At 55.2% G+C, this 13805-nt stretch carries 11 protein-coding genes; 5 read left to right on the top strand and 6 right to left on the bottom strand.

The window, feature by feature from the left end; translation table 11 throughout:
- Positions 1-292: 292 nt before the first annotated feature.
- The 4 genes from add to manA all read right to left on the bottom strand — a co-directional run bounded on the left by add (position 293) and on the right by manA (position 4643).
- Entirely contained in the window at positions 293-1288 is a 996-nt protein-coding gene (gene add / locus WFO64_RS17935) for an adenosine deaminase (RefSeq protein WP_337013409.1), read from the bottom strand.
- 143 nt (positions 1289-1431) lie between these two features.
- Positions 1432-1716 carry a hypothetical protein gene (locus WFO64_RS17930; RefSeq protein WP_337013408.1) on the bottom strand — a complete coding sequence of 95 codons (285 nt, stop codon included), beginning with the start codon at positions 1714-1716 and terminating at the stop codon, positions 1432-1434.
- A gap of 119 nt (positions 1717-1835) precedes the next feature.
- A complete protein-coding gene (locus tag WFO64_RS17925) occupies positions 1836-3335 on the bottom strand; it encodes a YdgA family protein (protein ID WP_337013407.1) in 1500 nt (499 codons plus the stop codon).
- A 132-nt stretch (positions 3336-3467) separates the two neighbouring features.
- The gene (manA, locus tag WFO64_RS17920) at positions 3468-4643 is read right to left on the bottom strand and encodes a mannose-6-phosphate isomerase (protein WP_337013406.1); all 1176 of its coding nucleotides are present in this window, start codon (positions 4641-4643) and stop codon (positions 3468-3470) included.
- Between the two features lie 199 nt (positions 4644-4842).
- Here manA and fumC point away from each other — a divergent pair, with 199 nt between their 5' ends.
- Positions 4843-6240: a class II fumarate hydratase gene (gene fumC / locus WFO64_RS17915; RefSeq protein WP_337013405.1), complete on the top strand. Its 1398-nt coding sequence runs from the start codon at positions 4843-4845 to the stop codon at positions 6238-6240.
- 45 nt (positions 6241-6285) lie between these two features.
- On the opposite strand, the gene tus is transcribed toward fumC, so the two are convergent.
- Positions 6286-7215 carry a DNA replication terminus site-binding protein gene (gene tus, locus WFO64_RS17910; protein WP_337013404.1) on the bottom strand — a complete coding sequence of 310 codons (930 nt, stop codon included), beginning with the start codon at positions 7213-7215 and terminating at the stop codon, positions 6286-6288.
- 198 nt (positions 7216-7413) lie between these two features.
- Here tus and WFO64_RS17905 point away from each other — a divergent pair, with 198 nt between their 5' ends.
- From WFO64_RS17905 to WFO64_RS17890, 4 genes are all read left to right on the top strand, one after another.
- Complete coding sequence (locus WFO64_RS17905) at positions 7414-8598, top strand: MFS transporter (protein ID WP_337013403.1); 1185 nt, start codon at positions 7414-7416, stop codon at positions 8596-8598.
- Positions 8599-8805: 207 nt separating this feature from the next.
- Positions 8806-9294: an RrF2 family transcriptional regulator gene (locus WFO64_RS17900; RefSeq protein ID WP_337013402.1), complete on the top strand. Its 489-nt coding sequence runs from the start codon at positions 8806-8808 to the stop codon at positions 9292-9294.
- A gap of 251 nt (positions 9295-9545) precedes the next feature.
- Positions 9546-9713: a hypothetical protein gene (locus WFO64_RS17895; protein WP_337013401.1), complete on the top strand. Its 168-nt coding sequence runs from the start codon at positions 9546-9548 to the stop codon at positions 9711-9713.
- A 492-nt stretch (positions 9714-10205) separates the two neighbouring features.
- Positions 10206-10559, top strand: coding sequence for a type II toxin-antitoxin system HicB family antitoxin (locus WFO64_RS17890; protein WP_337013400.1), 354 nt, complete (start codon positions 10206-10208; stop codon positions 10557-10559).
- Positions 10560-10647: 88 nt separating this feature from the next.
- On the opposite strand, the gene oqxB is transcribed toward WFO64_RS17890, so the two are convergent.
- Positions 10648-13800 (bottom strand): multidrug efflux RND transporter permease subunit OqxB, encoded by a 3153-nt coding sequence (gene oqxB, locus WFO64_RS17885; RefSeq protein ID WP_337013399.1) that lies wholly within the window; start codon positions 13798-13800, stop codon positions 10648-10650.
- Between the last annotated feature and the right edge of the window lie 5 nt (positions 13801-13805).

Raw genomic sequence — 13805 nt, 5'->3', positions numbered from 1 at the left:
AATTGCCTGCGGTATGGGTAGCCAGTGGCAGACAGACGCTCGCGTCGTGGACGTCAGTGGCCAGCCACTCGTGATAAATGCCGGTTGCTTCCATCACCCGGTGAACAGCCTGCGGACCACCAGTGCCGGAGTCTGAACCAGCGAATTATGTTATCTACTGCGCTATGATCATTCCGGGTATGGCGTCTTTCCGATGTGAACGTCTTCTCTGCGCAGGCAGACTCCCACAGCGAACTGGCCCGGAGTCAGTCATTAAGCTTAACCGGCCCGTTGTTTATCGCTGCCGCCCGGATTACTGCACGCGGGCGCGAATTGCCGCTTTCTCTGCCTCGCTAAGGAAGGCGATAGTCAGACCATTCTCCTGCGCCTGACGGATCTGCGCGGCGCTCAGACCCGCAGCCGGTGCGGCGTGATGATACTCATGCGCCAGTTCAATACCCTGAACCGCCGGATCATCCGTGTTGATGGTCGCCAGAATGCCATGCTCAAGGAACGTCTTCAGCGGATGTTGCGCCAGTGAGGACACGGTGCTGGTCTGGATATTGGAGGTCAGGCAGGATTCAATACCAATATGGTGCTCCGCCAGGAAATCCATCAGCGCGCGATCTTCAATCGCTTTCACGCCGTGGCCGATACGTTCGGCACCCAGTTCACGAATCGCCTGCCAGATACTCTCTGGTCCGGCTGCTTCGCCCGCATGCACGGTCACGCGGAAACCGGCATCGCGCGCCTGGGTAAAGTGGCTCAGGAATTCGCTGCCTGGGAAGCCAAGCTCATCACCCGCCAGATCGACTGCAGTGATGTGATCACGATGGGCAAGCAGACCTTCCAGTTCGGCGAGGCAGGCATCTTCGCCAAAGGTGCGGCTCATAATACCAATCAGACGCACGTCAATATTGTCCTGCTGGCGACCAGCGCGCACGCCCTCAATGACTGCTTCAACCACTCCGGCAATCGGCAGGTTGTGGGTCATCGCCATATAACCAGGGGAAAAACGCAGTTCAGCGTAGTGAATGCCAGCGCGGGCCGCATCTTCGACATTCTCCTGCGCGATCCGGCGGCAGGCATCAAGATCACCCAGCACTTTCACACCCCAGTCGAGCTTCTGCAGGAAGCTCACCAGGTCAGGTTCATTCTGGCCGACCTGCACATGCGGACGCAGCGTCTCCAGGGTTGAGGCGGGCAGGGCAAGATTAAACTGGCGACCTAAATCGAGAATGGTTTGTGCACGAATGTTGCCATCAAGGTGGCGGTGAATATCAGTCAGCGGAATTTTAGAATCGATCATGGCGCACTCGCTCAGTTGTCGGTGAAGTGCAGAGCATTATAAAAATATCTTGCGCAACAGCGCCAGCTATTTGCGCAACAGCCGCGCTGGATGCTGCTTAATTACACATAATGGGCGGGCGAGGATCGCTTCGCCGGTTGATGTCAGCCCTGCAACTGATGGATTGCCGCAATCAGGCGCGAAAGGCCATCTTCTGGTTTGCTGCACGGACAGCCAACATTAAAACGCATAAACCCTCTGCCGGCATCGCCGCCGGTCGAGCCGGGTATCATCGCGGCCCCTTCCCGAATCAGCGCCAGAAACCAGGCCGCTCTGTCAGCCGCACTATGGATGATCTCCCAGGTTCCGGTCAGGCCCGGCACGTTGACGCTTTTCGACGTTGAGGTAAAAAGCCCCCACGGAACAGGGGGCTGTTTAGCCGTGTTCATAGCCCTATGGCGCCTCCCGATGTCGTCCGGCAGAATGTGATAAGGCCGCCCGGCGGGTTATTCGCGGATGGGCATAAAAAAGGCGACCCAAAGGTCGCCTCTCTGCATGTCATTGGAAATTACTGCGGCATGCCTTCGCTGGTCGGCATGCCCAGCATATAGCGGGACAGAAATTGCTCCAGCGTCATCTTGTCGCCGTTCATATTCACCTGACCGTTGGCGTACTGCAGGCTGGTAACGATATTGTTATCCTGCTGCTGGGTCAGGCGGAACATCTGGCCCATCGCCGCCAGACCTTTCACCTGCTGATCTGCCAGTTTTTGTGCATCATCGGCCTGATACCCCTCAGCCAGACCCACTTTATGCATGATTTCGGTCGCCATCGGCATGTTGATGGTCAGCTTGCTGTCCAGGGTTTTCAGGACGCGATCAACCATGCTGCTCAGGCTTTGTGCTTCACCCGTCACCACCGCGGGATCGTTGAAACTGGCCGTCAGATTAAAGGTGCTTTCGCCTTTGTCATTTTTCCAGCTCAGCGGTGCGATGCTGATTGATGGCGAGCCTTTCAGCAACATCGGCAGATTATTCATAAGAATCTGATGCACGCCCGCCTGATAGCGGATGGGGTTTTCCGCGACGCCAGGCTGGTTCAGCAGTTCCTGCATCTGCGCGTTGTAACGATCGGAGAACGCCTTTACCGCCTGCGCATCAAACTGTGACAGTTTCATCTTCAGCGCTGCCTGACCAAAATCCTGCTTCTGCAGCTGAATGCCTTCAACCTTGTAGTCGATATCGCCGCCAATCTTCCCGGCGCTGTTATCGAAAGAAGAGGTGCCTTTCATTTTGTGCAGCGTCAGGGCGTCCTGTCCATTAATGCTGGCATTGACCTTCTCAATATCGACCGACTGGTCACCAATACGCACGCCTTCCGGGCTAAGGTGCGTGTTACCGCTCAGCTTCAGACCATTGAGGGTAAACAGCACCGGCTGGCCCATCTCATTTTTACTGGTCAGCGCGAGGCTATCAACGTCACTGTCCAGCGACACTTTATCGCCTTTATTGTCAGCGCTGACGTTCAGGGTGCCGCCATTGGTGGCCAGACGTTCGCCGGTCTGTGCATTCTGATAATCGACAGGCAGGACGTGCAGCGCAGTGTCGGTGGCACCGCTATAGCCGATGCGGGTATCTGCGTTGATTAGCGACGTGTTGCCGGTCAGCTCAAACAGTTTTTTAACCGCATCGGTATTAGCCAGTTCGGTATGAACCGAGGCCATGCTCGGGATCAAATTAAAATGCTTCAGCTGAGCAAATGGAAAAGGGCCATGATCGATGGTTTCATTCAGGATGATGCTCTGGCCAGGCTTCAGCAGAGGATTATCTTCCGTCTGGGAGTTAGCCTGAATCACCAGATTTACTTTGCTGCTGAACACGCCGCGCTGATAGTCCTGATAGCTAATCTTCAGTCGGCTGTTTGGGGCATAAGCATTCAGCTGGTTATTGGCGTTTTGCACCAGCTGATCCCTGTGGCTTTCAATTTGCTTGCCGGTGAACCATGCCGCGCCAGTCCAGATCACGCCCAGTGCGATGATGACACCTACGGCAACATTGGTCTTTTTCATTGCTGATTCGTCCTTATCCTTGAGTCCGCTTATGCCGCAGGATTACCCCGACGACCGAAGAAAAACGCCTGCAGGCGTTTAAAAGCTAATAGGTTGAAATAATAGCAGTTAACAGGGGTTCCGTCAGCCGCTTCACCCTAAGTCGTTAAATACCCGCGCCAGTCGGCCCGTTCCGGCGACGGTCACCGGTGATTCGCTGGCAGTAATGAAGCAGGATTCGCCCGGTTTCAGCGTTACTTGCTGCTCGCCTTTAGCGATCACCGCCTGACCTTCGATACAGAACAGTAATGCGGCGCTCTGCTGCTCCAGCGATTGCGGTTCTGTGTTCAGGGCATGAATAGCAAAGGCAAAATCCTCGACCGGAATCGGGAAGCGCAGCGCGTTGCCCTGTTGTTCTGGCTTGGTCAGCAGCGTGCTGGCTGGCTTCTCCTCAAATTTCAGGTTAGCCATCAGTTCGGCAATATCGATATACTTCGGGGTTAAACCGGCCCGTAACACGTTATCTGAGTTTGCCATCACCTCAAGCGCCACCCCTTTAAGATAAGCGTGCGGGGTTTCAGCGTAGAGGAACATTGCCTCGCCTGGTTGCAGGGTAATGACATTCAGCAGCAGCGGTGAAAACAGGCCGCTGTCGTCAGGATACCCGGCTGAAATCATGCGGATGGTCTGCCACGGCTCGCCCTGTTGTGCATTCAGCGCTGATTTCAGTACGCCCAGCGCCAGCGATTTCGCCTCGCCTTCCAGTGACAACAGCGTCGAGAACAGCGCGGCCAGCGTATCCTGATCGGGATGCTGCAGAAAATGGGCAATCTGTGGATGTGCGCCGGCTACCGGCTCCAGCAGTGAGACCATCCCGGTTAATGTGCGAAAGCCATTCATCGCCTGGAAGGGCGTTAACGCGTAAACCAGTTCGGGCTTGTGGTTGGCATCTTTGTAATTACGCTCAGCGGCGGTCAGTGGAATACCTGCCGCATTCTCACGGGCAAAGCCCACTTCGGCCGCGCGTTTGCTAGGATGGACCTGAATCGACAGCGGCTGATCGGCACACAACACTTTGAACAGGAAGGGCAGTTCACCAAAACGCTGGGCGACCGCTTCGCCCAGCATGGCGGCGGGCGCGGCATCAATTACGTCGCGCAGCGAACGCGCGGTGCCCTGATCCATCACGGTGGAAGGGCTTTTCGGATGCGCGCCCATCCAGAGTTCCGCCATCGGCAGGCTCTGAGGATTCGCAATACCGTATAGCTCAGTCAACGCAGTTTTACTGCCCCACGCGTAATTTTGCAGCGAATTGTTCATTTTTTGCATCGTACACCCCTTTATCACGGGAAATTATTGCCGGTATTAAAGCAGAAACTGCCGGTAAAAATACATATACAGCGCAAAAGGACACTACGCTCTGATAATGTTAAATTATTGTGCATGACTATCCTGATCGCCCGGCTGTCGATTGTGATGACGAACCGGCCGGTCATTCTTTTAAAAAACAGCTGAAGGAGATGTATTCATGGCAGCCAATCGCATTGAGAAAGATTCAATGGGCCCCATCGACGTACCGGCAGACAAACTGTGGGGCGCGCAGACGCAGCGCTCACTGGAACACTTCCGCATCTCAACCGAAAAAATGCCGACCGCGCTGGTGCATGCGCTGGCACTGACCAAGCGCGCCGCAGCCAGCGTTAACCGCGATTTGGGACTGCTGCCCGCTGACCGCGCTGATGCAATCGTCAGCGCGGCGGATGAAGTGCTGGCTGACAAGCATGCGAATGAATTCCCCCTGGCAATCTGGCAGACCGGTTCCGGCACCCAGACCAATATGAACATGAACGAAGTGCTGGCGAACCGCGCCAGTGAAATCCTCGGCGGAGAGCGCGGAATGTCGCGGCTGGTTCATCCCAACGACGATGTGAACAAGAGCCAGAGTTCCAACGATGTTTTCCCGACTGCAATGCATGTTGCCGCCGTCATCGCCCTGCGCGAACAGCTGATCCCACAGATTCAGGTATTGAAAAATACCCTGAGCCAGAAGTCCGACGCCTTTAAAGATATCGTCAAGATTGGTCGTACTCACCTGCAGGATGCGACGCCGCTCACGCTGGGTCAGGAGATCTCTGGCTGGGTGGCGATGCTGGAGCATAACCTGAAACATGTAGAGCAGAGCATTCCGCACGTGGCGGAGCTGGCGCTGGGTGGAACCGCAGTCGGCACCGGCCTGAACACCCACCCGGAATATGCGGTGCGTGTGGCGAAGGCGCTGGCCGATCTCACACAGCAACCGTTTGTCACTGCGCCAAACAAGTTCGAGGCGCTGGCAACCTGTGATGCGCTGGTACATGCACATGGGGCGCTGAAAGGGCTGGCCGCCTCGCTAATGAAAATCGCTAATGACGTACGCTGGCTCTCTTCCGGCCCGCGCTGCGGCATCGGTGAAATCGCGATTCCGGAAAATGAACCGGGTAGCTCCATCATGCCGGGCAAAGTCAACCCGACACAGTGTGAAGCGATGACCATGCTCTGCTGTCAGGTGATGGGTAATGATGTGGCGATTAACATGGGCGGCGCCGCCGGTAACTTTGAGCTTAATGTGTTCCGTCCGATGGTGATCCATAACTTCCTGCAATCGATTCGCCTGCTGGCGGATGGCATGGACAGCTTTAATCACCACTGTGCCGTCGGCATTGAGCCGGTGCGTGAGCGCATCGATCAACTGCTCAACGAATCGCTGATGCTGGTAACGGCGCTGAATACGCATATTGGTTATGACAAAGCCGCTGAAATTGCCAAGAAAGCGCACAAAGAGGGACTGACGCTGAAAGGTTCCGCGCTGAAGCTGGGCTATCTCACCGAAGAGGAGTTTGATGCCTGGGTCCGTCCGGAAGAGATGGTCGGCAGCATGAAGTCGTAAGGTTTGAGATGAACCAGAGGCCAGCGGATGCTGGCCTTTTTTTATTCAGATCGGGCAATCGACCCACAGATGCAATCGGGGTATTAGCAGATTCAGCGGCTCAGCGGCAGGTTTATGACGATACGTAATGTTATCGGCGTCGTAGTTAAGCAACTCGCCGAGCACCGGAACCTGGCTGCGATCGCGACAGATAACCAGAATCGGTGAGGGGCAGGCCAGCTGGGTCTGTTTTTGTTCATCCGCACGCCAGACGCGTGCCACTGGCTGTACTTTCACCGGGCGCTTGATTTTCAGCCGTGCCGACGCGGGCAGGGCGCGTACCCTTGCCAGTTCCTCCTGCACTTTTTCCGTCCACTGTTCGCGTGACCATGGCGCCTGTGAGCGTCCCGCCTTCAGGCTTTTCTCCAGCTGGGCGATCACCTCTTCGCGCTTGAGATTTTTGATAATGTGCTTGTTGGCCCAGCCGAAACGCAGGCTGTCTGGTGCGCTAAGCAGGGTGATAGTGCGATAGGCATTCAGGGTAATCAACCCGCGCAAATGCTGGTGGACAAACTCAAAACGCGCTTCACTCGGCAGGCCAGAATCGACCGTAATTAGCTGTTCAAGCCGCGCTTTAAGCTGGTTGATGATATCGACCAGCGTGCCGATTTCCGCTTCCCGCTGCGCATCGCATTCAATGCACAGTGCGCCAGGCAAGCGCACGGCAGCCTTGGTGCTCAGCTGTTCTGACTGATGCTGCATAAACAGGCGGCAGTAGTGATCAAGCGCCATCTTTAACGCACTCTCTCCAAGATGCTGCTCAACGGCAATCCGGGTAATCGCGTCATGTTCGCGGCCTTTTACCACTGGCGGCAGGCTAAAGACGCGAGCGATCAGCAGGGGCTGCGCTTCAATCTGTTGTCGCAGCTCTGCCAGCGCCAGTTCAAGGTCGTTTACACATTGATGCATATCAGCCACTAAATCGTAACGCGTCATGTTGTGCCTCCCTAGTTACAACGTTCTCAATGTGGCAGAAGCCTGGTGAGGATGCAATAGTTATATAGTTACAACATACTTTAAAGAGAGACCAAAAACGTGCGGCCTGCAGTGCCATCAAGTCAAAAGGCATCACATATTTTGGCATAGGGCAGAACATGTTATAAAACGGTTTGCCTGCTAACGAAGAGATCGCCTGTGAATCAGAACAATAAACCCGGTATCGCCGCCATTATTACCCTGGGCTGGGTGCAGATACTCTCATGGGGTGGGTCGTTCTACCTGATGGCGGTAATGACGAATCCGATCGCAGCGGAGACGGGCTGGTCACAGCAGTGGATTTATGGCGCGTTGTCAACCGGGATTCTGGTGTCGGGCCTGTTGTCACCACTGGCGGGCAGGATTATTGCCCGTACTGGTGGCCGCCTGCTGCTGGCGCTGAGCGGCGTGGTCATGGCTGTGGGGCTGGTAATAATGGCTTATAGCGACGCTCTGCCGCTGTTTCTGTTTGCCTGGGTGATTATCGGCATCGGCATGGCGATGGGCCTTTATGACGCACTGTTTGCCACGCTCGGCACCTGCTATGGCGGTCAGGCGCGCTCAGCGATTACCGGTATCACGCTGATTTCTGGCTTCTGCACCACACTGGTCTGGCCGGGAACGGCGTGGTTAATCCACGGATTTGGCTGGCGGGAGGCATCACTAATTATTTCAGCCATGATGGTCGTATGCGTGCTGCCTGCCTATCTGTTTGCCTTACCTGCAAGTCACTCCCCACGGTCTGTAAAACGGCCGACTGTGCAGCCTGCTACGGCGGAGCTCGCGCCTGCGCTATTCTGGCTGCTGTGTGGCATTTTTACCCTGGCCTCAGTGATCATGACCGCTATTTCGGTACAGCTTATTACTCTGTTGCAGGCGAGCGGCCATACGCTGACCTCGGCGCTGGCGATTAGCGCGGTACTTGGTCCGTGTCAGGTGGGTGCCCGACTCGTTGATATCGCCTTTAAACGCAGCCATCCTATCCGCACCACCTTTTTCTCCGTCGGGCTGGTGGCGCTGGGCTTGCTGTTGCTGGCTCTTTTTCCACAAATGGCGCTGCTGAGCATGGTGCTGTATGGCGCAGGTAATGGCTTACGTGCCATTGTGCGCGGAACTTTACCGCTGGCGATGGTCAAACCAGAGTCCTATGCGATTGTGGTGGGTAAAATGGCCCGCCCGGCGTTGATGGGGCAGGCAATGACGCCATTAATGGGCGGATATGTCTTTGAAAGGCTGGGGGCGTCGGCGACGCTGTGGTTGCTTTGCGCCTTAGCAATCTTTAACGTGGTACTGGTGATGGCGCTCAGACAGCGATTATCGGCAGCATCGCTCACCACCGCGTAGAGCCACTCTTCTTCTTGTTCCACAAGAAGAGGGCAGTTAGCAGCGTAAGCACCTTGTGCTATCGGGCCTCAGCCTTTGGTGAATACGTGCCTTGTCATGGCCGGTTTGCTTCAAAAAAGCAACAGTGTTTGTTATATTTATTGCTCATTGATTGTTCACTTATGCGGCAATAAAACAATAAGATCCCCCGCAACTCAGGATAAAGAAATGCTTGATTACCGCTTCCCGACAGCTTTGCAAATGGTTCTGAGCGTAGCGATGGCGGAGCAAATGGGTAAACGCTCTACCAGCGCGATTCTGGCCTACGGGCTGGAAGCGAATCCCAGTTTCATACGAAAATTAATGGTCCCGCTGACTCGTGACGGCATTATCGTCTCCACGCTGGGCCGTACCGGTTCGATTCATCTGGGCCGTCCGGCTGCGGAAATTACCCTACGGGATATTTATGTCTCAGTGATCGAAGACAAAAAAATCTGGGCAGCGCGTCCTGACGTTGCGCCTCGCTGTCTGGTCAGTGCCAACCTCTGCTGGTACTTCAAGTCGATAGCCGATGAAGCTGAACAGGCGTCGCTGGATGTGCTGGCAAAACGTACCGTGGCAGACGCACTGAATGAGCTGAAGAAACGCGATACCAGCAATTGCACCGCCGTGCCGGAACCCGAAGAGAGTGATGACCTTTGCAAAAAGAGCCGCTAACAGCGGCTTTTTTTATGCCTGTAGCGGCTAGATTTAATCCGCAGGATGATTTCCGGCGTCGAATTATGGTCGGGATCAGCTAAGTTTGACGTTATAGAAAAAACCCGCATGGCGGGTTTTTTAGGATGTTGGCGGCTGAAAATATGCGTTCATCTTTTTTTTTATCAAAAAGTAATCATTAATTCGCAATACCTATTTGAACTCACTATCAAACTATCCAACTATAGCCCTGTATTTGATAGGGGAATATCATGGAATTCACAAACGAGGAACGTGAGGTCATTGCCTGGTTTATTGGAGGGCACTGGCAGGATTTTGCATCAGGAGCAGAGGAGCTAATTTCAATTACAGCATTACATAGGCTGGCCGAAAAGTTGGGATTAGAAAACCTGCCATCTGCCGCCGCCAGATCAGAGTGATGCATTTTTGTCTTGTAGACAGCATTGGCGTTATCGCCCCGCATTGCGGGGCTTAATTTTACTATGTGGTCAATATGCAGATGTGATAGTTATAAAATACTTTATATAACAATAGCTTAAGTTAAAATATTAAAGCCGCTAACAGCGGCTTTTTTTATGCCTGCTGAACAATAACGACCTGCCTCAAAACCGCCATACGCTAATAACCCCACCGCCTGACTCAGGTCATTATGCCGAAGCGGTTGGAGCAGTTGAACATTCAGCCTCTATTACACCAGTAATGGCACAAGCAGAGCGATTCATCAGCGCCGGCTTGAAAGCCAACGGCGGAAAGATAATCGACCAGGCCGGGGCTAACAGCTAAAGCAACCCTGAATCAACCTGGCAGGCCCGAACGGGCGTTGGTTATGGTTTAGGCAGGGGAGGACAACCGGTCTGGATGCGTATGTTGTCAGAATTGTTTTGCACCGCACAGGGTGTAGGAGGTCAAAGATGAATAACGATTCAACTTTGGCTAACGTCGCCGGGCAACCTGCAGTGACCCCCTCTGTTCGTGAGATAAACAGGTTCCGCGAGCGCTTTACTGGCCTGTCCGGCTATTACGATTTGGTTTCTGACAGCGTGCAGGGCCTGCACAAAGAGGGTGAGATTTCGCTGCGCGAATGCCTCAAAAATTGTGCAGACTCCGGCATTCATCCCTATGCGGAGCAGGAAAAAATTAAGACTTTTACGCTGCAATATCCTGAATTAAAGAGAGAGCGACTCTCGCAGGCCACCGCGCGAAATGAAACCTTGTTGAATGCGTTTATCATTGAAATGCCTGATGAAACGTTAAATCAGCGCTAATACGGCAAGGCAGTGTCTGCTGGCAATCGGGGAATTACAGGTGCAAAAAAGGGGCGATTATATGATCGCCCCTTATAACGTTTGCGGTTTACGCCGTCACTGAGGACGCATTACCTGACCGGCGCGTCACCAGCTTGCGCAGGGCGACGTAAAACACGGGTGTCAGGAACAGGCCAAACAGCGTCACGCCGAGCATGCCGGAAAAGACCGTAATGCCAGTCACGCCGCGCACCTCTGCGCCTGCGCCTTCACCCATAATCAGCGGTATTGTGCCGGCGATAAAGGCGATGGAGGTCATTACAATTGGACGCAGACGCAGGCGACACGCTTCCAGCGCCGCTTCCACAATCCCTTTACCCTGAATCTCCAGTTCGCGCGCAAACTCGACGATCAGAATCGCGTTCTTGCAGGCCAGCCCCATTAGCACCACCAGTCCGACCTGCACAAAGACGTTGTTGTCACCGCCGGTCAGCCAGACGCCAAACAACGCAGAGAGCAGGGTCATCGGCACAATCAGGATCACCGCCAGCGGCAGCGTCCAGCTTTCATACAGCGCCGCCAGCACCAGGAACGCCAGCAGGACAGCCATTGGAAAGACAATCAACGCGGTATTGCCCTGCGTTGACTGCTGATAACTCAGATCGGTCCACTCAATGTTCATGCCGTTCGGCAATAGCTGATCGGACATCGCTTCGAGCTGGCTCATCGCCTGCGCCGAGGAGAGCACGCGTGGGTCGGCATCGCCAATCAGGTCCGCTGCCGGATAGCCGTTATAGCGGATCACCGGGTCGGGGCCGTAAGTCGTGGTAATGTTGACCATGCTGCCAATCGGCACCATCTCACCGCGATCGTTACGGGTGCGCAGGTTAGCAATATCTTCAACGCTGTCGCGGAAATCCCCATCGGCCTGCGCCATCACCCGCCAGGTGCGGCCAAAGCGGTTAAAGTCATTAACATACGACGAGCCAAGATAGGTTTGCAGTGTGCTGAACAGTGCGGTCAGCGAGACCCCCTGCGCTTTAGCTTTATCCCGGTCAACCTGCACATCAAGCTGAGGAACATTGGCCTGATAAGAGGAGATGGGGAAATGCATCCCTGGCGTCTGCATGATGCTACCCGACAGGGTGTTAATCGCGGTCTGCAGCGCACCATAGCCGAGACCCGCCCGATCCTGTACATAAAGCGAATAGCCCGAGCCCTGTCCCAGCCCCAGAATTGGCGGTGGCATAATGGAGAAGCCAAAGCCCTGCTGGATTTGAGCAATCTTCGCATTGATCTCTGCATTAATCTCCGCCGCCGTATGCTTACGCGCATTAAATGGCTTCAGACCGAAGAACACCGTGCCACTGTTCGGGGTATTGGTAAACTGCAGCGCATTCAGGCCGGGGAACGCCACCGCGTAGGCGACGCCTTCGGTCTGCATCCCGATTTCGCTCATCTTACGAATCACTTCGTCGGTACGCGCCAGTGAGGAGCCTTCCGGCATCTTCACGCCGCCAATCAGATAGAGTTTATCCTGCGTCGGGATAAATCCACCCGGCACGGTATGGAACATCAATCCGGCACCGGCCAGCAGCAGAATATAGACGCCAAACACCGCGCCACGGCGACGCAGCATGCGGCCAACCAGCGATTCATAGCCATGCGCGCTGCGCTGAAAGACGCGGTTAAACGGCCGGAACAGCCAGCCAAACAGCGCATCAATAATTCGCGTCAGCCGATCTTTCGGTGCGTGATGATCTTTCAGCAGCATCGCTGCCAGCGCGGGCGAAAGCGTCAGCGAGTTAATGGCGGAGATCACTGTGGAGATCGCGATGGTGGTCGCGAACTGTTTGTAGAACTGCCCGGTGACGCCAGACAGAAACGCCATCGGCACAAACACAGCACACAGAACCAGCGCAATGGCGATGATCGGGCCGGAGACTTCACGCATTGCCTGATGGGCAGCGGCGCGCGGCGACAGTCCCATCTCAATATTACGTTCGACGTTCTCCACCACCACAATGGCGTCATCCACTACGATCCCGATCGCCAGCACCAGCCCAAAGAGACTCAGAGTGTTCAGCGAGAAGCCGAGCAGATAGAGCACGCTAAAGGTACCCACCACCGAAACCGGCACTGCCAGCAGGGGAATGATGGAGGCGCGCCAGGTCTGCAAGAACAGAATCACCACCAGTACCACAAGGATCACTGCTTCCAGCAGGGTCTGCACCACGGCTTTAATCGAGTCGCGAACAAACACCGTCGGATCGTAAGGCGCGGCCCATTTCACGTCGTTGGGGAAGCGGGTCGCCAGCGCATCCATTTTGTCGCGCACTGCATTGGAGAGGTCGATGGCGTTGGCCCCAGGTGCCTGGAAGATGCCGATACCGACCGCATCTTTATTGTTCAGCTGCGAACGCAGGGCATAGCTGCCTGAGCCCATCTCGATCCGCGCCACATCACGCAGCCGTACCAGCGAACCATCTTCTGAGGTCTTGAGGATGATATCGCCAAACTGCTGCTCGCTCTCCAGTCGTCCCTGAGTGTTGATCGACAGCAGAAAGTCGCTCTGCTTTTTCAACGGCTCGGCACCCAGCTGACCGGCAGAGACCTGCACGTTCTGTTCCTGCATCGCCGTCACCACGTCAGAGGCTGTCAGGCCACGCGCCGCCACTTTGTTGGGATCAAGCCAGACGCGCATCGCATACTCGCCTGCGCCGAAAATCTGGATCTGACCGACACCCGGCAGGCGGGCCAGCTCATCTTTCACCTTGAGCGTGGCGTAGTTACGCAGGTAGAGGGAATCGTAGGTCTTGTTCGGTGAGAACATGTGGACGACCAGCGTCAGGGTCGGCGACATCTTTTGGGTGGTGATCCCCAGCCGGCGCACATCTTCCGGCAGACGGGCTTCCGCCTGCGCCACCCGGTTTTGCACCTGCACTTGCGCCTGATCAGGATTGGTACCTGGACGAAAGGTGACGGTGGTCACCAGCACGCCATCAGAACCGGCCACTGACTTCATGTACATCATATTTTCGACGCCGTTGATTGCCTCTTCCAGCGGCGTCGCCACGGAGTCCGCAATCACTTTCGGGTTAGCGCCAGGATATTCCGCGCGCACCTGCACGCTGGGCGGGACGACGTCAGGATATTCACTGATCGGCAGCAGCGGGATCGCAATCACCCCGGTCACAAAAATCAGGATCGACAGCACCGCAGCAAAAATGGGCCGGTCGATAAAAAAGCGGGAAAAGTCCATAGCGG

The sequence above is a fragment of the Pantoea sp. AS142 genome (genome assembly GCF_037152305.1).
GTDB lineage: Bacteria > Pseudomonadota > Gammaproteobacteria > Enterobacterales > Enterobacteriaceae > Pantoea.
The sequence above is the reverse complement of the archived record's forward strand: the minus strand, read 5'-3'. Positions and strand labels throughout refer to the sequence as shown.